This is a genomic window from Peribacillus frigoritolerans (assembly GCF_001636405.1).
GTDB lineage: Bacteria > Bacillota > Bacilli > Bacillales > DSM-1321 > Peribacillus > Peribacillus frigoritolerans.
The window spans coordinates 4,353,892-4,379,478 of sequence record NZ_KV440950.1; the positions used below are offsets into that span (position 1 = coordinate 4,353,892).

33 protein-coding genes and 1 tRNA gene are annotated in these 25,587 nt (G+C 39.5%); 15 read left to right on the plus strand and 19 right to left on the minus strand.

The features are described from left to right. Window positions 1-474 carry a hypothetical protein gene (locus A6755_RS28365; protein WP_431188843.1) on the plus strand — a complete coding sequence of 158 codons (474 nt, stop codon included), beginning with the start codon at window positions 1-3 and terminating at the stop codon, window positions 472-474. Between the two features lie 781 nt (window positions 475-1,255). Here the strand turns inward: A6755_RS28365 and A6755_RS20535 are convergent. From A6755_RS20535 to A6755_RS26795, 3 genes are all read right to left on the minus strand, one after another. After that, complete coding sequence (locus A6755_RS20535) at window positions 1,256-1,672, minus strand: hypothetical protein (RefSeq protein ID WP_063591801.1); 417 nt, start codon at window positions 1,670-1,672, stop codon at window positions 1,256-1,258. Between the two features lie 614 nt (window positions 1,673-2,286). After that, window positions 2,287-2,358: transfer RNA gene (locus tag A6755_RS20540), tRNA-Val, on the minus strand. Between the two features lie 309 nt (window positions 2,359-2,667). Continuing rightward, complete coding sequence (locus A6755_RS26795; RefSeq protein ID WP_134402166.1) at window positions 2,668-3,282, minus strand: hypothetical protein; 615 nt, start codon at window positions 3,280-3,282, stop codon at window positions 2,668-2,670. A gap of 51 nt (window positions 3,283-3,333) precedes the next feature. On the opposite strand from A6755_RS26795, the gene A6755_RS20545 reads away from it, so the two are divergent. Next, the gene (locus A6755_RS20545; RefSeq protein WP_134402167.1) at window positions 3,334-3,717 is read left to right on the plus strand and encodes a hypothetical protein; all 384 of its coding nucleotides are present in this window, start codon (window positions 3,334-3,336) and stop codon (window positions 3,715-3,717) included. A gap of 510 nt (window positions 3,718-4,227) precedes the next feature. Further along, window positions 4,228-4,449 (plus strand): hypothetical protein, encoded by a 222-nt coding sequence (locus A6755_RS20550; RefSeq protein ID WP_063591803.1) that lies wholly within the window; start codon window positions 4,228-4,230, stop codon window positions 4,447-4,449. Between the two features lie 17 nt (window positions 4,450-4,466). Here A6755_RS20550 and A6755_RS20555 read toward each other — a convergent pair whose 3' ends face one another. Next, a complete protein-coding gene (locus tag A6755_RS20555; protein WP_034314446.1) occupies window positions 4,467-5,024 on the minus strand; it encodes a phosphatidylglycerophosphatase A family protein in 558 nt (185 codons plus the stop codon). 190 nt (window positions 5,025-5,214) lie between these two features. Here A6755_RS20555 and A6755_RS20560 point away from each other — a divergent pair, with 190 nt between their 5' ends. The 5 genes from A6755_RS20560 (at window position 5,215) to A6755_RS20580 (ending at window position 8,120) form a co-directional block, all read left to right on the plus strand. Next, complete coding sequence (locus tag A6755_RS20560) at window positions 5,215-5,937, plus strand: alpha/beta hydrolase (protein ID WP_063591804.1); 723 nt, start codon at window positions 5,215-5,217, stop codon at window positions 5,935-5,937. Window positions 5,938-6,026: 89 nt separating this feature from the next. After that, window positions 6,027-6,542 (plus strand): YjcG family protein, encoded by a 516-nt coding sequence (locus A6755_RS20565; RefSeq protein WP_034314450.1) that lies wholly within the window; start codon window positions 6,027-6,029, stop codon window positions 6,540-6,542. Between the two features lie 4 nt (window positions 6,543-6,546). Then, window positions 6,547-6,975, plus strand: a complete 429-nt coding sequence (locus A6755_RS20570; protein WP_063591805.1) for a GNAT family N-acetyltransferase — start codon at window positions 6,547-6,549, stop codon at window positions 6,973-6,975. A 159-nt stretch (window positions 6,976-7,134) separates the two neighbouring features. Continuing rightward, window positions 7,135-7,398: a hypothetical protein gene (locus tag A6755_RS20575; RefSeq protein ID WP_034314453.1), complete on the plus strand. Its 264-nt coding sequence runs from the start codon at window positions 7,135-7,137 to the stop codon at window positions 7,396-7,398. Window positions 7,399-7,631: 233 nt separating this feature from the next. After that, the gene (locus A6755_RS20580) at window positions 7,632-8,120 is read left to right on the plus strand and encodes a spore coat protein (RefSeq protein ID WP_063591806.1); all 489 of its coding nucleotides are present in this window, start codon (window positions 7,632-7,634) and stop codon (window positions 8,118-8,120) included. Window positions 8,121-8,174: 54 nt separating this feature from the next. On the opposite strand, the gene A6755_RS20585 is transcribed toward A6755_RS20580, so the two are convergent. Further along, entirely contained in the window at window positions 8,175-8,483 is a 309-nt protein-coding gene (locus A6755_RS20585) for a hypothetical protein (RefSeq protein ID WP_063591807.1), read from the minus strand. 151 nt (window positions 8,484-8,634) lie between these two features. Between A6755_RS20585 and A6755_RS20590 the strand changes: the two genes are divergently transcribed. Continuing rightward, complete coding sequence (locus A6755_RS20590) at window positions 8,635-10,908, plus strand: ATP-dependent helicase (RefSeq protein ID WP_063591808.1); 2,274 nt, start codon at window positions 8,635-8,637, stop codon at window positions 10,906-10,908. A 120-nt stretch (window positions 10,909-11,028) separates the two neighbouring features. Here A6755_RS20590 and spoVIF read toward each other — a convergent pair whose 3' ends face one another. From spoVIF to mgtE, 11 genes are all read right to left on the minus strand, one after another. Further along, complete coding sequence (gene spoVIF, locus A6755_RS20595; protein ID WP_034314458.1) at window positions 11,029-11,283, minus strand: sporulation-specific transcription regulator SpoVIF; 255 nt, start codon at window positions 11,281-11,283, stop codon at window positions 11,029-11,031. A gap of 113 nt (window positions 11,284-11,396) precedes the next feature. Then, window positions 11,397-11,549 (minus strand): YjcZ family sporulation protein, encoded by a 153-nt coding sequence (locus tag A6755_RS26375; RefSeq protein ID WP_072272578.1) that lies wholly within the window; start codon window positions 11,547-11,549, stop codon window positions 11,397-11,399. Window positions 11,550-11,651: 102 nt separating this feature from the next. Beyond that, window positions 11,652-12,008: a stage V sporulation protein AE gene (spoVAE, locus tag A6755_RS20600; RefSeq protein ID WP_048686576.1), complete on the minus strand. Its 357-nt coding sequence runs from the start codon at window positions 12,006-12,008 to the stop codon at window positions 11,652-11,654. Window positions 12,009-12,024: 16 nt separating this feature from the next. Further along, window positions 12,025-13,050 carry a stage V sporulation protein AD gene (spoVAD, locus tag A6755_RS20605; protein ID WP_063591809.1) on the minus strand — a complete coding sequence of 342 codons (1,026 nt, stop codon included), beginning with the start codon at window positions 13,048-13,050 and terminating at the stop codon, window positions 12,025-12,027. Window positions 13,051-13,053: 3 nt separating this feature from the next. Next, on the minus strand, window positions 13,054-13,524 hold the full coding sequence (gene spoVAC, locus A6755_RS20610) for a stage V sporulation protein AC (protein ID WP_034314464.1): 471 nt from the start codon (window positions 13,522-13,524) through the stop codon (window positions 13,054-13,056). Between the two features lie 17 nt (window positions 13,525-13,541). Beyond that, on the minus strand, window positions 13,542-13,928 hold the full coding sequence (locus A6755_RS20615; RefSeq protein ID WP_244889699.1) for a YhcN/YlaJ family sporulation lipoprotein: 387 nt from the start codon (window positions 13,926-13,928) through the stop codon (window positions 13,542-13,544). A gap of 404 nt (window positions 13,929-14,332) precedes the next feature. Next, a complete protein-coding gene (locus tag A6755_RS20620) occupies window positions 14,333-14,698 on the minus strand; it encodes a DUF1360 domain-containing protein (protein WP_063591811.1) in 366 nt (121 codons plus the stop codon). Window positions 14,699-14,712: 14 nt separating this feature from the next. Then, complete coding sequence (locus A6755_RS20625) at window positions 14,713-15,285, minus strand: hypothetical protein (RefSeq protein ID WP_063591812.1); 573 nt, start codon at window positions 15,283-15,285, stop codon at window positions 14,713-14,715. A gap of 11 nt (window positions 15,286-15,296) precedes the next feature. After that, entirely contained in the window at window positions 15,297-15,611 is a 315-nt protein-coding gene (locus tag A6755_RS20630) for a hypothetical protein (protein WP_034314470.1), read from the minus strand. Window positions 15,612-15,916: 305 nt separating this feature from the next. Then, window positions 15,917-16,690 (minus strand): enoyl-ACP reductase FabI, encoded by a 774-nt coding sequence (gene fabI, locus A6755_RS20635; protein WP_034314473.1) that lies wholly within the window; start codon window positions 16,688-16,690, stop codon window positions 15,917-15,919. Window positions 16,691-16,823: 133 nt separating this feature from the next. Continuing rightward, window positions 16,824-18,194, minus strand: a complete 1,371-nt coding sequence (gene mgtE / locus A6755_RS20640; protein ID WP_063592638.1) for a magnesium transporter — start codon at window positions 18,192-18,194, stop codon at window positions 16,824-16,826. 120 nt (window positions 18,195-18,314) lie between these two features. Between mgtE and prpE the strand changes: the two genes are divergently transcribed. After that, window positions 18,315-19,058, plus strand: coding sequence for a bis(5'-nucleosyl)-tetraphosphatase PrpE (gene prpE / locus A6755_RS20645; protein ID WP_063591813.1), 744 nt, complete (start codon window positions 18,315-18,317; stop codon window positions 19,056-19,058). Window positions 19,059-19,150: 92 nt separating this feature from the next. Here prpE and A6755_RS20650 read toward each other — a convergent pair whose 3' ends face one another. From A6755_RS20650 to yjbM, 3 genes are read right to left on the minus strand one after another with little or no spacing between them, the layout of a single operon-like run. After that, window positions 19,151-20,065 (minus strand): RluA family pseudouridine synthase, encoded by a 915-nt coding sequence (locus tag A6755_RS20650; protein WP_063591814.1) that lies wholly within the window; start codon window positions 20,063-20,065, stop codon window positions 19,151-19,153. A gap of 17 nt (window positions 20,066-20,082) precedes the next feature. After that, the gene (locus A6755_RS20655) at window positions 20,083-20,877 is read right to left on the minus strand and encodes an NAD kinase (protein ID WP_034314482.1); all 795 of its coding nucleotides are present in this window, start codon (window positions 20,875-20,877) and stop codon (window positions 20,083-20,085) included. Window positions 20,878-20,926: 49 nt separating this feature from the next. After that, window positions 20,927-21,547, minus strand: coding sequence for a GTP diphosphokinase (gene yjbM, locus A6755_RS20660; protein WP_034314484.1), 621 nt, complete (start codon window positions 21,545-21,547; stop codon window positions 20,927-20,929). A gap of 319 nt (window positions 21,548-21,866) precedes the next feature. Here yjbM and A6755_RS20665 point away from each other — a divergent pair, with 319 nt between their 5' ends. The 5 genes from A6755_RS20665 to A6755_RS28450 all read left to right on the plus strand — a co-directional run bounded on the left by A6755_RS20665 (window position 21,867) and on the right by A6755_RS28450 (window position 25,536). Next, window positions 21,867-22,445: a CYTH domain-containing protein gene (locus tag A6755_RS20665; protein ID WP_034314487.1), complete on the plus strand. Its 579-nt coding sequence runs from the start codon at window positions 21,867-21,869 to the stop codon at window positions 22,443-22,445. A 22-nt stretch (window positions 22,446-22,467) separates the two neighbouring features. Then, on the plus strand, window positions 22,468-23,133 hold the full coding sequence (locus A6755_RS20670) for a lytic transglycosylase domain-containing protein (RefSeq protein WP_343929448.1): 666 nt from the start codon (window positions 22,468-22,470) through the stop codon (window positions 23,131-23,133). A gap of 233 nt (window positions 23,134-23,366) precedes the next feature. Then, window positions 23,367-23,771 carry a globin domain-containing protein gene (locus A6755_RS20675; RefSeq protein WP_053534150.1) on the plus strand — a complete coding sequence of 135 codons (405 nt, stop codon included), beginning with the start codon at window positions 23,367-23,369 and terminating at the stop codon, window positions 23,769-23,771. Then, complete coding sequence (locus A6755_RS20680) at window positions 23,768-24,658, plus strand: ClpXP adapter SpxH family protein (protein ID WP_084738008.1); 891 nt, start codon at window positions 23,768-23,770, stop codon at window positions 24,656-24,658. Before A6755_RS20675 ends, A6755_RS20680 begins: the two co-directional genes overlap by 4 nt. Window positions 24,659-25,362: 704 nt before the next feature. Continuing rightward, on the plus strand, window positions 25,363-25,536 hold the full coding sequence (locus tag A6755_RS28450; protein WP_048686550.1) for a hypothetical protein: 174 nt from the start codon (window positions 25,363-25,365) through the stop codon (window positions 25,534-25,536). Window positions 25,537-25,587: the final 51 nt, after the last annotated feature.

Here is a 25,587-nt window from a genome sequence, read left to right on the forward strand (position 1 = left end):
TTGAATCAATTTGGATTAAGGCAACTAGAACAATATGCAGCTGCAACAGATGAAGAAAAAATTCGCCTGGTTAATATTTGGAATATGGAATCAAGCCAACAATTTGAAAAGTTTAACAACATGAAGAGTTGGCATATCCCGCTATTTGATGATAATAAGCTAAAAGAAAAACAGCTGACCGAGGTAAAATTTAATATTTATAGATCCTTAATGGATGCTGCTAATACGAATGAATACCAGAACGGACCGACCGATTTTGAAAATATAGGCACCTATGAACGAATAGCAGCAAAGTTCTTTAAAGAAGTGCAAGAACAAACTGAAATTAGGGATAAAGAGAAATCCTATTACTCATCGAGTCTCAAAACAAAAGTCATCTGGTTCTCATTATACATCGGGCTTGCCATTTTCTTAATGATAACAAGCTTATATGCAGGTGATTTAATGGAACAATATAAAACTTCATTACCGTAATACATTATGAAAGGGGGACCTCTATTGAGTGTCCCCTTTGACTGTCCATTTATTTAGGCTTGTGAAACATTAATGTTAATTATGTATAAATAAAAGAGACTAATTCTTATACTCTCTTTTATTACACCTATAGTACTAAAGCTCCTGTTAATCGAAGAAAGATCATCAGTATTATCAAAAACTTAAACACCAAATATCTCAGTTCCTAAAATCAAATATACAAAAGGAAATATTAATAAAACCGAAATTACAATGATAGCACTAAGCATCCAAATCTATGCATAACATTGACGGTTCCTGTTAATACCATCATATATAGCAAGAAATTGTTCTCGATTAAATTGCTTCAAGTTTGGCTGGATAAAGACATCGTAATTTTGTCTGCTGTATCTAAATTACTGCCATGAACAAATCGTTGGATGAGCAGGTCATAATAATTATCTACGCAATCGTTCTCTGGAGCCGCTTGACCAATAATCTCTTTCCTCTTTATCTAGTATATGTTGTTCATTAAAACCTCTCTTCAGAAGTATGTTCAGTCCGGTGTATTTCTTTTGTCAAGCAATCGATATCTCTTAAAAACCGAGCACAAACTTTGAACTTGATTTTCTCTTTGTTTATTCATCAATCTTTCTAAGACACCCCCTCTTTCTCTGGGTCTGTCTTATTGAATACCAGTTTAATTGCTCACTCAAAATTCAGCCAAGAGAGATTCTCCAAGGAGGCTCTTTTTCTTTCCTTGTTTTAGTTTAAAGTCGGGTCACCATTTTCTTAGAGCACATTAATTTATTAACATTTTATCCAATTCACGAACTTTATCATATGACTCCAATAGTTGTTCAGGTATTAATGTTCTCCCATAATCCCAAGCATTAGTTTCTATTTCAGATTTCAGCTTTTCTTTTTCTTCTTCGTGACCATACATTAAAATCCTTAAATCATGTTTGTTTTTCTTAAAATCTAAATAATAACCAATCATACGATACAGAATAATTTTAACAAAATCTTCCTCTGTCTCTTTAATTCTAATTTTCCCTTTATAACCGTTAACTTGAAGGTAATTGAATTTTATAGTATTGGTCGATACGTTATAACTCATAGGTGCACTTAGATTATTGTCAAATTCATAAATAATATCCAAATTGTGCTCATTTAATGTGTTATTAATTACCTTTTCGATATCGCTTATATAAAGCATTTAACAATCACTTCCCTTTTAAAGACTTACCAAATTATAGTAGTAGTAGATTAAATACTTCATCCTTTATCAATATAATAAACTGTTGAGGTATTAAAATCATCCGTTAAAAACAAAGGTAATATTTACTATATAATACTGAAGTGGAGGGTAAGGGTTGTAATTCTTCTCTATATTGTTCTACCATCATTTTAAGTGAAGGCATTGTATTATACTTTTCAAGCCAAGAAACCATCGTTTGCTGATATTTCGCATAGTCTTCATGCGTCATGTTCAGGGCTTCCAGGAAGTATTCCCGTGCATGGTATTTAGTAGTGAGTAATCCAACACATTATAGTAAAGTGGATTTTACCGAAGAATATGATTATGTACCTTTTAAAGAAAAGCCAAAAAAAAGGTCTTCTTTTTAACCTCCATCGTGAGCTGAATAAGCGAAAGGCTTTGCCTACAGTTCATTGAAATATCAATCATTACAAATAATTGACATGTATTAGGTTTAAATGCTGCTCTATCCGCAACCAATCCAGTAAATAATACAAAATGAACTATATATTTATAAACAAAAAAAGGCCCAAATCCTTGTTACATAAAGGATTTGAGCCTTTGTTAGTTGATGACCTGTGAGGGATTCGAACCCACGACCCCTTCCCTGTCAAGGAAGTGCTCTCCCACTGAGCTAACAAGTCGTATGTAATCAAGCTCTATAGAGCTTGGTTTAAAACTTACTTAGTTGCTGACTTCTTTTCTGAACAAGATTTATTATATAGTGGTATTCAAAATAAAACAAGTAGTTTTGCTAAAAAAGTTTTTTTCCGTAAAGTGTGGTCTTAGGCGTTAATCCCTGAAAGTTGGATCTGACACCCAAAATTTCTCGGAATAGAATCCGCCTCACCTTTTTCAAGGAGAATCCAAGGCTCCTAATCATACGTTTACTCAACTTTAATTAACAAATATGATGTCCATTTACTCAATCTAAGACTAAAGCAGAAAGATCTTTACATTGGAGAAGGGAATCTGGCAGCCTGAAAGTTTGTTAAAGATGCTTCTGCTAAAATTTCTCCGTTTGCATCTGCGCTAAATAATACTTGTACCCGATCTCCTGCTTGTAACTGAAGGATTGTAGTAACGGATAGTCCAATAGGTCTTGATTTCTCCAAGAAGTCATTAACAATATCTAAATTATCTCCGTTTACGTTAATGGAAATGGATGCGACATATCCTTCTTTTGAAGAATTCCTTTTTTTGTCTTTTGAAGAAGAATGATGTTTTCTGCAATAATCACAGTTGCAACTATTTTTACTGCAATAATCACATTTGCAATTATCTTTTTTGTTTTTTGAGGAATCATTGCTTTTACTTTTTGACGGACAAAACGAGACTTTTGCTGTTATCTCATAAATTCCATCCTTAGTTGGAATAAATGTTGATATATGCGGATTATATTCATCCGCTAAATCAAACTGTTCAGTTTGGAATAAAACTTTTACAGAGGGAGTTAACGCTGCTTCGTAAAGTTGTGGTGTATTCTTATTAGCCCTGAACGCAGATGCTCTTACTAGATTATGTTTCTTATTATCACAGTGACAGTCATTATGTTTCTTATGGCACAAATGACAGTCATCGGTTTTCTTTTGCTCACAAATACAGTCACTGTGTTTTTTATGACAACAATGACAATCATCCGATTTCTTTTGATGACAAATACAGTCATTATGTTTCTTATGGCACAAATGACAGTCATCATCTTTCTTTTGCTCACAAATACAGTCATTGTGTTTCTTATGACAGCAGTGACAACCATCCGGTTTCTTTTGATGACAAATACAGTCATTGTGTTTCTTATGACAACAGTGACAATCATCCGATTTCTTTTGATGACAAATACAGTCATTGTGTTTTTTATGACAGCAATGACAATCATCCGGTTTCTTTTGGTGACATATACAGTCATTGTGTTTCTTATGGCAGCTATGACAATCATCCGGTTTCTTTTGCACACATTTCTTATTAAGATATGTGGTGTCTATAAAGGAATTACAATGTGAAATGGAATAATGATTTTTAATTATAATCACCTTTTTCTTTTTTTATTTTCGGGTTATTTTATTCATTAAAAGAAAAGATGTTTGTACATATGTTACAAATTTGAAAATAAATCTAACTCAAACAGCAAAAATCTACTGGATTTTATATCTTATTAAGAAGGTGGTCGTTAACAATAAGGAAGGGATTTTTGTGGATATAATCGGGGAAACAGATTCTTTATTCTCAATGAAAATGAGGTGAGGTATAACCGCACTTCAGTTTTGTTTGATGAAGAACCAAGCTACTGCGATTCAAAGAGACCTGTTAGTAGAAAGGTCAGAAATTGAGTACATAAATCGTTTTTTGTTTAGTTGTTAAAAACTCTACATATAATATTAAAAAAGTTATAATTTCATCTTCTTCCATTTACCCTCACAACAAAACAGAACAAATGTTCGCTTTTCACTTGCATACAAAACGTACGTTCGCATATAATGATAGCAAGCAAGTAAGCAAAGGAGTGACTTGGAATGAAATATATACTTCGTAAACATATGGAAGAAAATGCTCCATTAGAAATGATTTATCTCTCCGAACAAGGTAAGATTACACAACGGAAAATCCAAGTGCTTGAAATTTATCCAGGCCATATTCACGCATTCTGTTTTCTAAGGCAGACAAAACGGACATTTAAAGTAGCCAACATCCTTTCTGCCCGCCTCATTAAGGCCAGGTTTTACAGGTCTGGCTGAAGATTGCTCTTCAAGGTTCAACCTATTAACTCTTCTTCTTCCTGGATGTCCTTTTCCTGTTCAGTTAACGATTCCTCTTCATCTCTCAGACGATGAGCTAACCTTGAGGCGGCACTCGCGGCAATGCTTGCAACGATGTCATCCAGGAAGGTATGCACGATTCCTTCTTGCTTCTTATCAAGTTCGTGTATGACGCCTATTTTATTTTTATCCAAATGGCCAAAGGTTGTTACAGCAATGCTTCCGTAACCGAGTACTGCACCAAAGGCAATCGTTTCATCCACTCCGAATAGCCCTTCATCCGATTCAACAATCGATTGCAGGGGTTCTGATAGTTTTTTTTGCTCTGCCAGTTTATCCAGCTCCACACCGACTAAAATGGCATGTTGAATTTCCCTTTTCAACAGGACACGCTCAACGCTGTGGATGCATTCCTCCAGCTTAAGATCAGCTTTGTACGGGAACTGCAATTCATATACGATTTTTGCAATTGCCTCCACACTGACACCACGCTCCAATAATGTTCGTTTAGCCGCCTTTGTCACTTCCCTGCTGTGCACGTGTACATCTGCCATTTTATTCGCCACCTTTTTTTGTATTATTTTTCTATATCCTTGTATTATAGCACCTTATAATTTAAATTTTTAGAAAATATAACGAAAATTTTATATTCCAAATTCTTGTCGCGGGAAAAAGTTGCAAGGCTATGCTAAAATAATCAAGTAAGTTGTTTTTCATTATTAATTATCATTGAGGTGCGGGAGAATGAGTTTACGCAAAGGCACAATTAAAGAGTACATGTTTAAAAGCGAAGCTTTAGCAGAAGAATTGGAATTGCTTGTCTACTTGCCTGCTAATTATTCGCCATTGTATAAATATTCGCTTGTGATTGCTCAGGATGGCCGTGATTATTTTCAAATGGGCCGAATCGGTCGGGTAGCAGATGAACTGTTAGGGAACGATGAGATCGAGAATATCATCATTGTCGGCATTCCTTATAAAGACCGCTTTGACCGCAGGCGCAAATATCATCCGGACGGGGAACAGCATATTGCATACATACGTTTTCTTGCCCATGAACTAGTTCCGTTTTTAGATGATGAATTCCCAACCTATCAAATGGGACATGGTCGAACTTTGATCGGTGACTCTCTTGGCGGTACAGTTTCTTTATTGGCCGCTTTGCAGTATCCGCATACATTCGGTAAATGCATCATGCAGTCCCCGCTTGCCAATGAAGCAGTAATGGATGCTGTACGTAATTTTGAGGATCCGCATCTCCTCGAACTTTACCATGTGATCGGGACGGGTGAAACGGATGTACCGACGACGGATGGCAATAAGGCAAACTTCATAGAACCAAATAGGGAATTGCATAAATTAATAAACCAAAAAGGATTTCCTTGCTTCTATGAAGAATTTGAAGGTAATCATACCTGGAAATTCTGGCAGGCAGATTTGAAACGAGCACTATTGGAAATGTTCTAATTACTCGAAATCACCTGTTTGGGATGGTTTCAAGCAAAAAACATGTCCAACTATAATACAACAATAAAAAATATCAGGAGGTTTTATTTATGAAATATGGTGTTGCAATTTTCCCTTCAAAAAAACTTCAAGATTTAGCTAACTCCTATCGCAAACGGTATGATACGAAGTATGCTTTCATACCACCGCATCTAACGCTTAAACCAACGTTCGAAGCGACGGATATGGAAATTTCAACAATCGCGGAACAATTAAAAGGCATCGCTCAAAAGTGCAGACCTTTTACGATGAGCGTAACCAAAACGAAGTCTTTCCAACCCGTAAGTAATACTATTTATTTCAAAGTAGAATTATCCGAAGGGCTTCAAGAGCTGCATGATGCGCTTAACAATGAGGATTTCATAAAAAGTGAAAGTGAACATGCATTTGTCCCGCATATTACAATCGCTCAAGATTTATCCGATAATGAGCATTCTGATGTTTTAGGCCAATTAAGCATGCTTGACATCAGCCATGAAGAAGAGGTGAAACGAGTTCACTTGCTGTATCAACTTGAAGATGGGGCATGGACCGTTTATGAAACATTTAGATTAGGAGCTGAATGATTTCGTGTTTGTAAAAATCGCAGAGAACAGCCAAGAGCTTGAAAACGCATATATGATTCGAAGAAAAGTGTTCGTCCAAGAACAAAACGTCCCTCTTGAAGAAGAGATCGATGAATATGAAAAAGATTCCACACATTTCGTTTTATATGATGAGCAGCATCTGCCAATCGGTGCCGGCCGCTTCAGGGTCATTGACAACATCGGTAAAGTACAGCGCATTTGTGTACTGTCATCGGGCCGTAAGAATGGTGCCGGCGCCATGATCATGAATGCTATTGAGGAATACGCAATCCAGCAGGAAGTGCCTCAATTAAAGCTTGATTCCCAAGTGCATGCCATCCCTTTTTATTCAAAATTAGGTTATGAGATCGTTTCCGACGAATTCATGGATGCTGGCATTCCTCATAAAACGATGAAGAAAACCATTTTTTGATATAAAAAAGCTGTCCTTTCAGTCTTCTGATTGGACAGCTTTTTTTGTTCGTTCATGGACTTAAATTATCGTTTTATGAAAAAAACCATTTCCGTTCAATGGCAATCTCATCAAAAATACATAGTCTATATATAGAAAGCAAGAAGGAGGGAAAATTTTATGGGTAACAATGATTTTAACCTGGATGAGTCTCAAAAAAGACTGATGGAGCTGCTGGTTTCGAGGACTTTGAGAAAACATGGTTTCAAAAAGGAAAAGGTCGATCTAACTGAAAAAGAGAGAAACAACCTTAAAGAAACCGTTCGTTATTTACAAGAGCAATCACTAAAAATCATAAACCAAGAAAAGAACATCACGGAACATGATGTTAATCCAGTTACCAATTCCATTCACAACAAATTCACGGATTCCAAAAATAAATGACGCACCATATCACCTAATCACCTTACTTGCTGGCGAGAAATAAGTAAACCGAGACATAGCAGCACTTACATTTCATTCCTAAAGCTCCAGCTTCTTTATTATTCATCCCCCACACACTAATACTTTCTCTAAGTATTTAAAAAATAGACGAATGAACTGATTTATTCGTCCAACCCGATTAACCATCAAAGCATATTTTAATAGGGAATAAAACCTAAGGAGGAAAAAACAACATGAACCAAAATGTATATCGTAGCAATTGTAACACACATGATGACTCTGAAAGGTCATGGTCGGCTCTAGATTCCGCTTCCAGACATCCCCTTTCAGGATTCTGTAACGACGATGACACAAAGATTGACCAAGATGCAAGACAGGATAATAATCAAGTTCAGCTTTCTGAAGAACTTATTTACATTAAAGATTCTTGTAATGTAAATATCACTTCAACGGATGTTAAAGCGGCCCTCTCACTACAAGCTGCTCTACAAGCTGCAATTGCGGTCATCGTAAGCATTTCCGTTGCAGATGGTGATAATGCTGATAAGATCACTCAACAATTAATCCAATCTTCTAATGTTAAACAAATCACGCGCCAAAAAACAATTGTTGAAAACAGCCGTGATATCGACATTACAACAACTGATGCACAAATCGCTCTTAACATCCAACTTTTATTGCAACTATTGTTAGCCCTAATCGTGGAAATAGACATTCTTTAAGAAGTCAGCACAAAAAGGACACTTCACGTGTCCTCTTTTGTCTTTCTGGAGGAACTAGACAATTTCGTTGATGAACCTGCCTTTTCCTGTCATTCCAGCCGTTAAATCCTTCCTGACGCTCCTGCCCATTTCATGTTGATATGTGCCTGCTCCATATGCACTTACCCGAACATTATCTTGAATTTGATTTAATCCTTCAACGCTTTCCCTTTCCCTTTCCCTTTCCCTTTCCAACACCTGATCAAAACGGATGGGTTGAATGGGTGCCGCTCCTTTAACAATTCTTACTTTCCCTGCAGCTTCGACCTTCCGGTTGGCATATTGAATATAATCAAATTGTGTGACAGGTGCTATATATCCCATAGTAACCCCTCCTTATATTGAAATAGTTATGTTGTCATTTAATTACCCTGCCAGAACAATATTTAAACATGATTTCCACATTCTTTTTTCCTAATCTTCTGGTATGATGAGTATTGCCGATATTTTTAATAGATTAGAGGTATCCATTTATATGAATCAAGCAAAATCTGGCAATGAAATCGTACATTTACATACCGTTTCAGCTGGTGAGCTGCAGACACTTTTTGAAAAAGGAAAACGTGATCAGCTTTCTTGTATCATTTGTCATAAACCAGTGAAATTATTTATTGGAATCCATGAGACACCTTATTTTTATCATAGCGACCCATCGCAGGGACCCTGTGAAATGCCAATTTCAGAATCCATAAATGAAGATAAGCCCTTAGAATATATGGAACAGAATGGATTTAGGATTCCAACATCACGAACCATTACTGAAACGAAAACCATTACCGAACCTTTCCTTAAAAGCCGCCCCATAACCGGCAATCCGAAATATTCAGATAAGCCATATGACATGGCACAATCAGAGGAACCATACTTTCAAGAATTATCCTCTTCAGGGGTTGTTCTCGATGCAGAGCAACTCAAAGCGGTAATGACGATCGATGGACCCATCCTTGTCCTTTCAGGAGCAGGTAGCGGGAAAACCCGCGTATTGACGGTACGCACTGCCTATATGCTCACAGTGAAAAAGATTGATCCAAAAAGTATCATGCTTGTAACATTTACGGCGAAATCCGCAAAGGAAATGCAGCAGCGTCTGCTCGGTTATCCCTATATGACGCCCTCCCTTGTTTCTCAAATCGTTAGCGGGACCTTTCATAGCATCTTTTATAAAATCCTGATTTTCCACGAACCAGCCAAATGGCAGCGCGATTTCCTATTGAAGTGGGAGTGGGAAAAAGAAAAGGTATTGAAACAGGCTGGCAGGGAATTGGAACTTGATGATAAGGAATTTGCATATGATCAGGCCCTTCAACAAATCGGGCTTTGGAAAAACTCTTTGGCTTTTCCAGAAGATATTCACCCTAAGGACGATTGGGAGAAATCGTGTTTATTTTTATATAAGAAATATGAAGAATATAAACAGCAAACAGGGAAGTATGATTTTGATGATATGCTTGTAGGCTGTTATGTATTTTTAAAAAATCACCCAGATTTTTTAAAGAAATATCAGCAAAGGTTTAACTATTTTTTGGTAGATGAGTTTCAGGATATCAATAAAGTTCAATATGAATTGATAAAACTCCTCTCTGCTGAATCAAAAAATGTATGTGCGGTTGGAGATGATGACCAATCCATCTATTCATTCCGTGGAAGCGATCCGAAGTATATTTTGAATTTCAATCATGACTTCCCTCGATCCCAAGTGGTGAAGCTGACGGAGAATTACCGCTCTTCCCACGAAATTGTCGCTACAGCGAACCGCTTGATCAAGCGAAACCAGAACCGGATGGAGAAAAAGATGAGGGCACAGCATGATTCAGGAAATCCACCTGTTTTATTTTATCCTTATGATGAAGAATTGGAAGCGACGATGATTGTATCCGATATCCAAGAGAAAATATCCAAGGGAGCAAACCCTGGGGACTTTGCAGTATTGTACAGGACACACACGATGTCCAGGGCCATTTTTGAACGGCTTGCCGCTTCCAATCTGCCATTCGTCATTGAAAAGGATGCGGATTCGTTTTATCAGCGTAAGGTCATTCGCGGCATGCTTGCCTTTTTGCGCTTGAGTTTGTTCCCGCATGACAGCAAGGCAGCATCTGATGTCCTTTCCTCCCTATTCTTAAAGCAAAGTATATTACAAGAGTTAAAAGCAATGACAATATTGCAGGATTGTGACTTCATCGATGCATTTGCTTTTGTTAAGACTGGACATGCTTTTCAAGAACGAAAATTAAAAACGATTCCGGGACAGATTCGGTCTTTAAAAATTATGTCGCCACTCGTAGCGTTAGAGATCATCGAGAAAGATTTAGGATACCAGGAATATGTAAAAAAACGCGGTAATGATGCGAACCTGGAAAAAGGGTCCGATGACATCCGTGACTTAAAGGTGGCGGCAAATCGTTTTCCAACCGTTGCCGCTTTCATTGAACATGTCGATCATATGACTGCGATGGTCCAAGAGATTAAACAGCTATCGAAACACTTTAAGGATGCCATACAGCTTACCACCATACATCGTTCCAAAGGGCTTGAATATCAAACCGTATATGTCCTTGCTGCTGTCGATGGCAGCATTCCTCATGATTTCGCACTTGAATCTTACCGAAAAGGGGAACTATCCCCTCTTGAAGAGGAAAGACGATTGCTCTATGTAGCGGCAACCAGGGCTAAAAAGGATCTTTACCTTTCCATCCTGCAAACTAGACGCGGACGGACTGCCCATCCATCACGTTTCCTGAAGCTTTGACCAAAAGCCGACGCTATAAATCTTGCAAATGGACTTTTTAAAATTAAAAAACTGCAGGCAAACTTGCTTTTTTTCAAGTTTGTCTGCAGTCTGAAGGCCTGCATGATAGCAGGCCCTTTTTCATTTTTTATTAATCATATTGGATATCGTCCCGAAATCAAGTTTATTCCCTTCAGCTACGATGGAATGTACGATTTTATCTTCCGTTTCCTTATTGACCGGCTTATTCGCTATTTTTGAAACACGCTTAATGACGTTTCTAACCGTTGTTTCATCTTTGAAGTTGGCTCCTTGGAGCGAGTTTGCCAATTCTAATACATCTTTCATATTTACGCCGGTTTTACCTTCTATGTTTTTAAAAAAGTTATTATCCATACCTAAGCCCCTCCCTTTTCTGTACCTATCCTATGGCATTATCAGAAAAAAGTGCTAGGCCCATACAAAAAAAATAAAAGGAATAGGCTTCTTCTGCCCATTCCTTTTACGCCTTAGCAGAAAGAAGCCCCTACAATGATCAATAGGATAAACAATACAACGATTATCGCGAAAGTGGAACCGCCGCCACCGTATCCTCCGCCATAACCGCCGCCGTATCCATAACCGCTGCCGCCACAACAACCGTAGCCACCAAAACCAAACATACATATCACCTCGCTCTCGCTAAAGCTTACTGATAACATATGTAGGTCTGGACAAATATGTATAGGCCATGTCCCATTCCAAGGCTGCCTATTTCGATTATTTTATCCTTTTGGCCTGAAAACCAATGCTCCGATGAATCCAAAGACGATTGCTGCAGAGATACCGGAACTTGTAATTTCAAACATGCCTGTCAGTACGCCGACTAGACCATGTTTTTCCGATTCCATCATCGCCCCGTTCACCAGCGAGTTCCCGAACGAAACGATCGGTATGGTTGCTCCGGCACCGGCAAAGTTAACAAGCGGCTCATATAAATCAAATCCGCCGAGAACAGCCCCTATTACAACGAACAAGCTTAACGTATGTGCCGGTGTCAGCTTAGCAACATCGAAAAGAAGCTGGCCGACTACACAAATCAAGCCACCGATGACAAAGGCCCAAAAAAACATTGCTAACATCGAAATCTCTCCTTTTTCATGAATTCATCCCATATTCAATGGCTACAGCATGGGCAATGCACGGAATCGTATCTTTTTGCTGGACGGAAAGCGGTGACAATAATGCTCCTGTTGCGACCAGCAGGATTTTTTTATATTTGCCGGAAATCATTTCATTCAGTATATGACCGTATAATACCACTGCCGAACATCCCGCACCGCTCCCGCCAGCCAAAACAGGCTGGTCCTTTTTGAAAATCATCAATCCGCAATCCTTGAATTTTTCCTGATTGATATCACAGCCCTTTTGCTTCAATAAGTCAAGAGCTGTCTCCCTCCCTATTTGACCTAAATCACCGGTAATGATGAAATCGTAATCATCCGGGGTCAAACCAGTATCTTTGAAATGGGCAAGTATCGTATCGGCGGCCGCCGGGGCCATCGCTCCCCCCATATTGAAAGGATCTTTCAATCCCATGTCAATGACCTTTCCGATAGTGGCGGAGACAATATGGGGAAATTCCCCTTGCATGCTTCCATCAGGTGCAACCAGCGCCACCCCCGCTCCCGTTATCGTCCATTGAGCTGTAGGTGGTTTTTGCCCGCCATATTCAGTTGGATAGCGAAATTGTTTTTCAACAGCTGCATTGTGGCTCGAGGCACCTGTCAACACATAGTTAGCCCCGCCATAATTAGTGATGAAGGCAGCTAGAGCAAGCCCTTCCATCGATGTGGAACAGGCTCCAAACAAGCCGAAATATGGAATTCCATTGGTTCTCGCTGCAAAGCTTGTCGGTGTAACCTGATTGATTAAATCACCCGCCAAGAAAAATTGCACCTGCTCCTTGCCAATCTTACCTTTTTCCAATGCAAGCTCTACCGCTTTCTCCATCAAATGGCGATGAGCCTTCTCATATGAATCCTGCTCCATCCACAAATCGTCGTATAAAATATCGAAATCACCAGCGATTTCTCCATTAGCTTCAAATGGCCCGCCTGTTACCCCTGTTTCCAAGATGACCGGTTTATTGGTGAACATCCATGTTTGTTTTCCCTTTAACACCGCTTAGCCCCCAATCATTAGGTAAATCGTTTTTATCAACGCCACGACAAAGGCTGAAAATACTCCAAATAAAATGACCGATCCGGCCAATTTAAACATATTGGATCCAACTCCAAGTACAAAACCTTCCGTCCGATGTTCGATTGCTGCCGAAATGACTGCGTTACCGAACCCAGTGACAGGGACGGCACTCCCTGCCCCCCCAAACTGGCCAATGCGGTCGTAAAACCCGAAACCGGTCATCAAAAGGGCCAGAAACACCATGGTAGCCGTTGTCGGACCTCCTGCTGTCTGCTCCGTAAAGTTAAAAAAATAAATATAGAAGTAGGAAATGGCTTGTCCCACTATGCAGAAAATACCACCTACTAAAAAGGCCTTCAAACAATTCTTCACTATCGGTCTTTTAATTTCATGCTTCCCTTGAAGCTCTTGATACGCATCCTGTATTGGGGTCGTTTTATCCTTGCCGCTCATATTGTTGAACCTCTCTTCTAAATTAATTCTTTTTGAAGTTCTTCAATTTCCTTGAACTTCTTCCTTGCCTTTTTCTCGGGTACATCTTTTTTCTTAAGTAACTCGTTCAACCTTACCGATTCCAAAAAGATTTTATAATCGCTAGATACGATAAAATCATTTTTGGGAAACTTCTCTTCCAGATTTTCAGTCACAGTCTTTTCAATTTTCTTCATATGAAAACGTTGTAGGTGCTTAACTTTATAAGCGACGATAATCTTTTTGTCGTTTTTCACGACGATCACGTCATAGATGGTGTCTTCATTAGCAACTGTTTCCTTTACCTTTGAGATCAGTCCCTTTTCATCCTTCTCATCCATTCCATTAATGATATCCATCGGTTCAGGATTCGTACGTTTAATCATTGCGAAATTCTCCGTTTTTCCATCATTCTGATTGCTGCACCCCGTAAGCACACACAAAACAACTATAAAAATCAGCCAGCTTCCCTTAAAATATCTTCCTTGTCTGAACATAGAATCACATCCTAATTTATCGTTCTATTGTTATTTTCTTGTTTAACGGTTTTTTTATGAATGGTAGGATTAGGAAATAAAAAAACCCTTCCAAAATGGAAAGGTTTTTTCACTCAATAGCCTTTATTTTTATTGTTATTATTACAGCCACAATCTTTCTTGATTTTGATTGGCTGATCTTTTTTTATCGGTTTTGCATATGCCCATGGATTATTCTGTTTCTGATTCAATTCATGACTCCTCCTTTAAGATCTATATCATACTATATGAATGATTAGACAAGTTGTTTCCAATCAAATGTCCATAATTTTGCTGATTATGACCTCAATTATCGCTCCTACTGCTGCAACGGCAAGGATTAATATCAGTACGTCGCCTATAAACCAATGTTGGATATAAAGGAAAACCAGAAAAAGGCTGACCCAGACACCCACGCACCAAAAACAACTTAGCAATTGACCAATCCACCCCAGCAGACCCTTTTCCTTGGGCATTAAAAATATTTCCACAATTCCTTCTTCATTTTTTTCCTCTATCTCTTTAAAAAAGGGGCTGCGCAGCGGCTCCATGATTTTATCGAAAACGATCAAGCGTGTCAGCCTGAAGGAAGCCAAGCCTAATATGATAAATAAGGTAAATTCACTTTGTGGGAGAAACATTTAATATTGCTCCTTCACTTGGATTCTTCAATTATTTTGGCATCGATGATATCCGGCAGACCCACGAAACGGATATGGTTCCCTCTTTTAATTTTCACTGATTCCCCTCTCATGCCCATCACATGAAACCGAAGCTTTTCTCCGTTAATTACAGCCTCACATAATGGTTTTGGAAAACCTTGATGATTGGATAGGCGGGAAATGATGTCACGGGAAGATTCCTTCTTCTCCACCTTTTTCCTTTTTCTCTTAACTGGCTTTTCATTTTCCTGTTCAATTTGTTCAGGATGTTCCATTTTTTCAACCGGAGCTTGCTCAGGGACATATTCTTCCGTGATTTTCCTTAATCCCGTAATCTCTTTTTCAATTTCCATCATGGCATCATAAACACCAAATTCGCGTTTGACCTGTTCGATTTTTTCTTCTTTATGCTCGGCTTCTTCCTGAAGTTCCGGCTCAGCGCTGTCTTGAGGTTTAGCCTTTTTCGTTCTAAAATCACTTTGCATATTTCCACGCAGATCTGATATTTTTGCTTGATCGACATATATAAGTGGTTTGGATTCCTTATCGCCATTTTTCCCTGACATGAAAACCCTCCTTAATATTTCAGAATATCCACGGACTGCAGCTGTTCCATTTGGTATTGGACAACTTTTTTCCCGAATTTATGCCTTATGAACAAACTGGATTCTTTTTTTTGTTCCAATTTCCCGAATAGTGTACGGTCATTGATGATGAATTTACAAACAGGCTTAGGTGCAAAGGCTGGAAGTCGGGACAATAGCTCCACCAATTCCTCGGCGGTATATGAAGTACTGATATTTTTTCCATGTAAATTGATATGTCTCTTCAGCGTATTTTGTATAGTTTGTTTTCCATCAGCACAAGGCACACCAACTTTTTCCACGTCCATGATACCCCTCCTTCTTTTTCTCGAATAGGGTTGAAAGCCGCTTTATGCCGATTCTCGCAAACAATGAATATCCGCTCTATGTATCATTTATATGAAACTCACCCTTCTTTATGCTGGAGATGTGACACTCCTTCAAAAAAGGACATCAACCAAGCTTGGATATGCTGGGCATTTATGGAGAAAACTAAAACATTTGAAGATGAAAAAATCGGATAGATTTCAAATGAGGATGCAGCAATTTAGGATTCCTGAGGAGTGGAAAATCAATAAAAAAGGGGACCGATATCGGTCCCCTTCTTTTACTGTCATCCGATTATATGGTAACCAGAATCCACATGGATATTTTCCCCGGTAATCCCGCGGGACATGTCACTTAATAAAAATACGGCCGTATCCCCTACTTCTTCTGGTGTCGTTGTACGACGAAGCGGTGCTTCTTCTTCAATCTTCTTTAAAATGGTATTGAAGTCGCGAACACCTTTTGCGGATAGGGTACGGATAGGTCCCGCTGAAATAGCATTCACTCGAATGTTATCTTTGCCAAGATCACTTGACAGGTAACGGACATTGGCTTCAAGTGAAGCCTTAGCCACTCCCATTACATTATAATTAGGCATGACCCGTTCACCGCCAAGATACGTCATTGTGACAATGCTGCCGCCTTCCGGCATGATTTCTTTCGCCGCTTTAGCTACAGCCGTTAAAGAAAATGAACTGATATTATGGGCAAGCAAGAACCCTTCACGGCTCGTATTGACGAACTCACCGTCCAGTTCTTCCTTGTTAGCGAATGCGACACTGTGTACCACGCCATGAATGATACCTGTTTCTTCCTTAATCGTCGCAAAACATTTTTCAATGCTTTCATCCTTCGTTACATCACATTGTAAAATGATGGAGGGCTCCCCTTCCAATGTAGAAGATAGTTCCCTAACGCTTTTTTCCGTACGGTCTTTTCCGTAAGTGAAAATCATTTTTGCACCTGCTTTATGTAAGGAACGGGCAACTCCCCAAGCAATACTTCTTTTATTCGCAACACCCATTATGACAAACGTTTTTCCCTCTAATGAAAAAGTCATCGTATGTGACCTCCTATTTTTAATACAAGTTATTAGTACCTGCTACTAATGACAGTATATCAAATTTCCTTTGATAAAAACACCGTTTTCTAAAGTCCTCTGGGAATGACCCTTCAGGAGGGCCATCTTTGACTTATAGTAAATAGCCCATTAATAATGTTGCTAATCCGAAATAAATAAGAATACTGATAAGGTCATTTATAGTTGTAATGAAAGGACCTGAAGCTACTGCTGGATCGATTTTCATTTTATGCATGAGAAGCGGGACGATTGAACCGGCAAGTGTGGCAACGATCAGAGTTATGAAAATCGAAATACCGACCAATAACCCCAGCATTAAATCTTTTTGCCAAAAATAGACGATGAAAATGATGGCAATTCCGCATGTCAGACCAATAATAAGGCCAGTTCCAGCCTCTCGAAGGACTAGTTTCCACTTGCTTTCCTGTTCTAATTCACCTGTTGCGATTCCTCTGACCGCCACTGCCAATGCTTGTGTTCCTGTATTTCCAGCCATGCCGCCAATCAATGGAATAAATACAGCCAGAATCGCTTTTTGGCTTAGTGTCTCTTCGAATCGCCCGATCAAACTCGCAGTCAGCAAGCCTAAGAACAAGAGGATGACCAACCATGGCAGCCGTTTTTTTGCAGCTGAAAATGGACTCTTATCAACATGATCCAGATCAGATATACCGGCGAGTTTAGAATAATCATCGGATGCCTCTTCATCCATGACATCAATGATATCATCAACCGTAATAATCCCTAACAAATGGTTCTGGAAATCGACGACCGGCACGGCAAGGAAGTTATAGTCCCTTATTTTTCGTGCCACCTCTTCCTGGTCTTCAGATACAGGTACGGAAACTACCCTGTCATCCATTAAATCACCAATTAAAGCATCTTCATCTGCAATGATCAAAGTCCTGAGCGATAAAACACCAAGCAGCTTCTTTTCCTGATCGGTAACGAACACATAATATATCGTTTCCGCACCCGGAGCTTCCCTTTTTAAGATCTGCATGGCTGATCGAGCCGTTTCATTTGCTTCAATGGCAATGAACTCTGTCGTCATGATACTTCCTGCCGTAGATTCCTCGTAATTCAGAAGTTCCTGGATTTCGCTTGCCGCTTCATCATCCATGATGGTCAAATAGCTGACGGCCTGCTCATCATTGATTTCATTCAGGACGTCAGCAGCATCATCCGCATACATATGGGAAAGCATATCGGCTGCGTAAGAAGGATTCATTTCAGCTAACAGGCTTTCATAATCCTCTTCATCTATTTCTATATTCTCAAAAAGGTCCGCCATTTCTTCCGGTGACAAATATGTGTAAATGACGGATCTGAATTCATCTGACAAGCTTGTATAAAATTGAGCCTGATCATAAGGATGCATTTCGAGGAACTCCGTACGGAACTGATCTAGATTTTCCATTTTAAGCGCTTCAAGCAAAAACTCGTTATTCACTTGACTACTCTCCCTCTCCCGGTCCTTCATCTCCTCCATAACCATACACCTCCTAAAACAAATTTTTCATTTCTTCGTTTATATTTTATTTTTTAAATAATACTATACTAATACCATAAACATATACAAAACAAACAAAGGATGTGTCAAATGAACATCGATATCATAGGGGACATTCATGGATGTTTCGCTGAATTCAGGCAGCTGACCGAAAAAATGGGCTATACATGGGAGACTGGGATTCCTGTACATCCCTCTGGAAGGATTCTCGGCTTTGTAGGGGATTTAACCGATCGCGGCCCCAATTCCCTTCAAGTAATCGAGGTTGTCCATGAACTAGTCATTAACCAAAATATAGCAAGGTATGCCCCAGGTAACCACTGCAATAAATTGTATCGTTATTTTTCAGGCAATAAAGTACAAATATCACACGGTTTAGAAACTACTGTAGCTGAATATGAATCACTGAACAGTCGGGAGCAGAAGAAAATCCGAAAAAAATTCATGGATCTATATGAACGCTCCCCACTTTATCAAATCATGGATGAAGGGCGATTGATCATTGCCCATGCAGGAATTCGCAGTGACTATATTGGTCAATATAGCAGTAAAGTAAAAACCTTTGTCCTCTATGGTGATATAAATGGCTCCAAACATCCGGATGGGTCTCCGGTCAGGAAAGACTGGGCCAAATCATACAAAGGGGAATCTTGGATCGTATATGGCCACACACCTGTCCCTGAAGCTAGACAAGTCAATCATACATACAATATTGATACAGGCTGCGTCTTCGGTGGAAAACTGACGGCTGTCCGTTATCCCGAAATGGATCTTCAAGAAGTGCCTTCAACCATGCCATATATAGCGGAAAAATTCAGGACATCTTTTGATTAACCAAAAAAACTCGCCATCTTGGTGAGTTTTTTTGCGTCCATGATTTTTTTCAAAATCCTGAATCGTTCGTTTTAATGTGCCCCGTTAAAAAATCAGGAATCCCATCCTTTACTTCCATCGAGCAAACGGGACATATCTTCTGGCAACTCTTCTTGAAACAACATCATCTTCTTTGTGAAAGGATGTAAAAATTTCAGCTCAAAACAATGCAGGGCTTGGCGAGGTATACCTCTCCTGTTCCCTCCATATAAATCATCACCAGCCAGCGGGTGACCAATATGAGCCATATGGACCCTGATTTGATGTGTACGCCCTGTTTGGAGTTCCAAATCAAGGAATGTATGGGACTCTGTGTGTGCCAATACCTTAAATAGGGTACAGGCATGCCGGCCATCCTCCCTAACTTCCCGTTCGATGATGCTGGTCGATTTTCGTCCGATTGGCGCCACTATCTCTCCTACAGGTCCTTCAACGATCCCCTCAGCTATGGCTTGGTATCTCCGTTTAACCTGTCCTGATTTTTGCTGTTCACTTAATAGGTGATGGATATGCCGGTGCTTGGCAATTAAAACCAGACCTGATGTGTCCCGGTCAAGACGTGTAACTATATGGATCGTCGCCTGTACTCCCGTCTTCCTATAATAACCCGCCAAGCCATTCGCCAGACTGCCGTTGGGATGCTCGCGGGAAGGAATGGTATTCATGAAAGGGGGCTTGGCCACCACCAATACAAACTCATCTTCATACCTGACATTCAGGGGGATCGGTTCCGGTAAAAGGCCTTCGCTTGCCTGCTCCGGCGGGAATATGACGGTGACGGTGTCACCTGTTTCAATCCGTTCCCTTACGGTTACTTCTTCGCCGTTCAACCGGATATATCCACCTTTAAATTTAATATCCGTTAATGCTCGTTTTGAAATATCGCATTTGCTGAGAAACTCTCGCAATAAAGAGCCAGAATCCTCTTCAGAAACCGACCAGGTCAAAGAAAAGTTTTGATTTGACATGAGGTGAGTCTATCTCCTTAATTAGCAATAAATGAATCATGCACTCTTTTCCAGAAAGGAAAAGGGCGGAATCTGGCAAATCGGATCTTTTCATCTGCCACCCGGCACTGTATCGACTTTACATTTTCCTGAAGCAGGGACAAATGGTCGACCGTAATTTGAAAATTGACCGCATTTACCGGCCTGAACATACATGTATGATGTGCCGGCAGCAGAAGTGGAGATCCTACCGTTCTAAACACCCGGTTATTAATGGATGCCAATTCGGTAATCTGGATGGCATCGATTGATGGATGGACGATGGCCCCGCCAAGCGCCTTATTATACGCCGTGCTTCCAGATGGCGTCGCAATGCATAAACCATCTCCACGGAACGTCTCGAAATGCTGGCCGCGTATTTCAACGTCCATTACGAGCGTCCCTTCAACACTTTTGACTGTCGATTCATTCAAAGCCAAAAATCTGTTTTCCCGTCCTCCATGCTGATAACGGACAATCGTTTCGAGCAGTGGATATTCCACTATTTGAAATGGGGTTTTCGCTAAAGCTATCACCAATTTTTCAATTTCATCAGGGGTCCAATCTGCATAAAACCCAAGATGTCCTGTATGTACTCCAACAAAGGCGGTTTTATCCAATCGATTCTTATAACGGTGAAAAGCATATAATAAAGTGCCATCACCACCGACAGAAATGACAATATCCGGCTGATCTTCGTCATATTCCAAATGAAAGTCCTGAAGATACGTTCGCATCCTTTGCATTAAAGTATTCGATTTCGCATCTCCTTTTGACGTAATCGCAAATTTCATGTAATCCCACCTTCAATTTAGATTTCTTCTCGTTTACCCATTTATTTGTTCAAGAATCTTTCTTCCGGGAAAAAAGACGCTGTGCTTCCTGGATTTCCGTACGGATTTGCGACATCTCTGCATCAAGCAGGAAGGCCGCTTCAGCTGCACGTTTGAGTCGCAGTTGAATATCTTCCGGGAAAATGCCTTTATATTTATAATTTAAAGAATGTTCAATCGTCGCCCAAAAATTCATCGCAAGAGTCCTGATTTGAATTTCGGCAAGGATATTCTTTTCACCATGGATCGTCTGGACCGGATAGCGGATTACAACATGATAAGAACGATAGCCGCTAGCTTTTTTATGGGAAATATAATTCCTCTCCTCGACTATCTCGAAGTCATTTCGACCTCGTAAAAGTTCAACCACCTGTTCGATATCATCCACGAACTGGCACATCATGCGAAGCCCTGCAATATCCTGGATCTCAGTTCCCAATTTATCAATGGGAATGTCCTTTAGGCTCGCCTTATCCAATATGCTGACAATCGGCTTTACCCTGCCTGTTACAAATTCGATCGGTGAGTGAATATTCTCTCTCTCAAACTGTTTCCGTAAACCCTTTAGCTTAACCTTCAATTCTTCGACAGCCTGAGTATAAGGCGCCAAGAAATCGTCCCAACTCTCCATTGCCACACCACCTATATCTATCTAAAAAGCGCCTGTTCAACTCTGGTATGGGCAGAACGCTCTCCTAAACCCAGCAGCCAAATGACTTTATGCCAATTCACCACTGGATCCTATTAAATCTTTCTCTAGCAAAGAATATGTATTAAATTTCTATATATACGATTGACCAATTCTCGTGCTCAACGTTTATATTTTATCATATCCTGCAATTGATTCCTAAAAATTCAAGTACAATAGCAAAAAATTATTGAATTCAATTTGACAGCTGGAATGGTTCTTATATGATTAACCTAAGAATCAGCGAAAAAGGATGGGACACATGAACCAGCATATTGAAATTGAATTTAAAAACCTCTTAAGCGAAAAAGAATTTCGTCAACTGATCGAATACTTTCATGTCGGGGCATCGAACTTTAAAACACAGAAAAACCATTACTTCGATACACTTGGATTCTCTTTGAAACAGCAAGACTCTGCACTTAGGATCAGGGAGAAAAATGGGCGATACGAGCTGACTTTAAAACAGCCCGCTAAAGAAGGATTATTGGAAACGAATCAAGATATTCCTGAAGAAATCGCATATGGCTTCCTGAAACATAACATATTCCCTGATGGCGAGATCCGACATCTTATCCTCGAGTGCGGAATTGATCCAAAAGACTTTACCTGCTTTGGGACACTACAGACAGACCGTTTTGAATTTCCTTACAAAGAGGGTCTGCTCGTTTTAGACCATAGTTCGTATTTGAATCAGGAAGACTTTGAGCTTGAATATGAAGTGTCGGATGCAAAAGCCGGGAAAAAAAACTTCCTGACCCTCCTTGAAACCCTTAAAATTCCGGTAAGGGAAACCGAAAATAAGGTTAAGAGGTTTTATCGTGCCAAATTCCAAAAATAATCCTGTTTGAACCCATTCGGAGGTGGAGAGTTTGAAAATCCAAGATTTCAAAACGTTTATGGAATTGCAGGCAATCCAGCAATTCACGAACGGCAACATCAAAAATACAAATTCATCTCGATCCGTTTTCCAGGACATGCTCTCGGCATTGGTTTCAGGTGATGCTCTAGAAGGCGCTTCGCAGACATTGGGTTCCTTATTATCCAATGTGGAAACGGAAGCGAAGAAGTCCTTTCTTCAACCCATCGGCCTGACATCGAACATCAACCCGATTTCCGCTGCCCATGATAACAATCAGAGCAGCGGAAACGCAACAAACTATGATCATATCATCAGCCAGGCGGCAAGTTTATATAATCTCCCGGAAAAACTGATTAAGTCTGTCATTAAACAAGAATCGAACTTCAACCCTGAAGCCACCAGTTATGCGGGTGCAACCGGCCTTATGCAGTTAATGCCAGCAACTGCAAAAAGCCTTGGGGTGGATGATGCAACCGATCCAGAACAAAACATCATGGGCGGGAGTAAATATTTAAGTCAAATGATGGCTCGTTATGACGGGGACATTCAGGTTGCCCTTGCTGCATATAATGCTGGGCCAGGAAATGTCGATAAATATAACGGCATCCCTCCTTTTAAAGAAACTCAGAACTATGTCCAAAAAGTTTATGGCACATTTTCAAGCTAAAGCAAGCTGACCCAGTTTATTTATTATGGGTCAGTTTTTTCATGTCTATATTTGCTTCTTCCACGCACCTTGAACAAATGGTAAAGCTCCTCAAATGCTGTCATCTTCGATCATTTCCCTGTGTCATACTACAGATGTAAAATTTTCTTTAAGCTATATATTTGTTATATCAGTACGTCATTGATAAAATATGATTAAATATCAACCATCTTTCTTTAAAAGGAGTAATCAACATGATGCAAGGGAACCCTACACCATATGAATTAATTGGAGAAGGGCAATTACACAAATTAATTGATGTGTTTTACTCCAACGTTAGTCAACACCCGGATCTGCAGCCAATATTCCCTGACGATTTAACTGAAACGGTCCGTAAGCAAAAACAATTTATGACTCAATATTTAGGCGGTCCCTCTTTATATACCGAAGAGCATGGCCATCCTATGTTGCGGGCTCGACATATACCATTTGAAATTACACCAGAACGTGCGAAAGCATGGCTCTCATGCATGTATCAAGCCATGGACGAAGTTGGCCTTGAAGGTGAGATTAGGGAGTTTTTCTATCACCGCCTCTATTTGACGGCACAGCATATGATCAATACATCCGGAACTGACGGGAAAGGAGAAGACAGTTGAGCGCACAAAAACCAGTTTTCAATATTTCCGATTGGATCAAGACGCAGCATTGCTATGAAATAGGAAAAAAGCCAATTGAAATTTATGTTTTTGTTGATCCGCTTTGTCCCGAATGCTGGGGCTTAGAACCAATTATTAGGAAATTACAGATAGAATATGGCCAACTGTTCAGTTTACGCCATGTTTTAAGCGGTAAAATCGATTCTCTTAATATGGGGAAAAATAAAAATTATGAAAACCTTGCTCAAGTTTGGGAAAAGACAGCCAGCCGCTCGGGAATGTCCTGCGACGGGAGCCTTTGGTCTGAAAACCCAATCTCTTCTCCATATACAGCTTCCATCGCAATAAAGGCAGCGGAACTGCAGGGCCGTAAATTGGCCATTCGTTTTTTAAGGCAGCTTCAAGAATATGTATTCATAGGTAAAAAGGATATATCCAATATCGAGGTCTTGACCGAATGTGCCAAAATGGTCGGTTTGGATGTGGAGGAATTCCTTTATGACATCAATTCTTCCAGTGCAGCAAAAGGCTTTCAATGTGACATGAAAATCACAAGTGAAATGGAAGTGACTGAAATACCTTCCCTTGTCTTTTTCAATCAAAATATTGAAGAAGAGGGAATAAAGGTTTCAGGTGTCTATTCTTACGAGGTATATGTTCAAATTTTAGAAGATATGCTGAATGGTCTTCCAGCCCCCGCACCCCCTCCCTCTCTCGAAGAATTTCTAAGCTGTTTCAAACTAGTGGCCACAAAGGAGATTGAAACGGTTTATAATATGAGTAAGAATACCGTTGAGTTGGAAATGAAAAAGCTTGTTTTAAAACAGTTGGCAGAGAAAATTCCTGCTAAATACGGAACGTTTTGGAGATACACAAAGAAACAGTAATGAATTTGACTGCTTCTTTGTTATATATTAAAAAGGAAAAACCATGCAAATCAAAAGATTGCATGGTTTTTTTTATTATAAGAAATAAGGGGATGGGAGAAATTTTTCACGATCAAACAAAGGGGTATAAGTTTGTTTGTGATTCACTTCACAATATATAATATAACAGATAACCCATTTATGTTTCAACCATATGTGTAACTTTTCACAAATTGTTCACAATATATATTTTTTGTCTTTTATTATCCTTTCTAGTATATATAGCTAAATAAGAGACGGTTTTAATTTTTAGGCCATACGTGTTTTGATAGCTGATTTAGTATGGGATTGAGTCCATTTGTGAAATGTGTCACAATAATAACTAAACATTTCTTTTTATTCATTCAGCTTACGTTCAACTTTTATTACTACCGGTACCATTATATTTCATGCACATGAAAAACCCCGGCAAATCACGAAATTTGCTGGGGTTTTCACCTATTTATACGATTAAGGGGATAGGAGAAATTTCACGACGAACAAACAAAGGGGTATATGTTTGGGATGTGATAACTTCTATATCTGTACTATAGCAGATTACACACCTTATTTGCAAGAACTTTGTGCGCAACTTCACATTATTGTCATATTCTTAGAATACTGCTTATTCTAAAACATACTATCTAATAATGAGCAGATGAGTTTTTACTGCTGCCAGGTTGGAGGTGACCAAATTGAAAGGCTTTATTCTACTCATACTCTTGATAGGGTCGCTATTTGTCCAGCTACTCGGTATCATGGACCTCATTCCTCTGTATTTTACCTCCCCTATTTTATTTTTTGTTTTGTTCATAATTCTTCATAGCTTAAATCAGAGAAATCGTTTTAAAGGATTATGACGGACATCCAGATAAAAATGAAAAGGACCCGAAGTGTTCGGGTCCTATCCA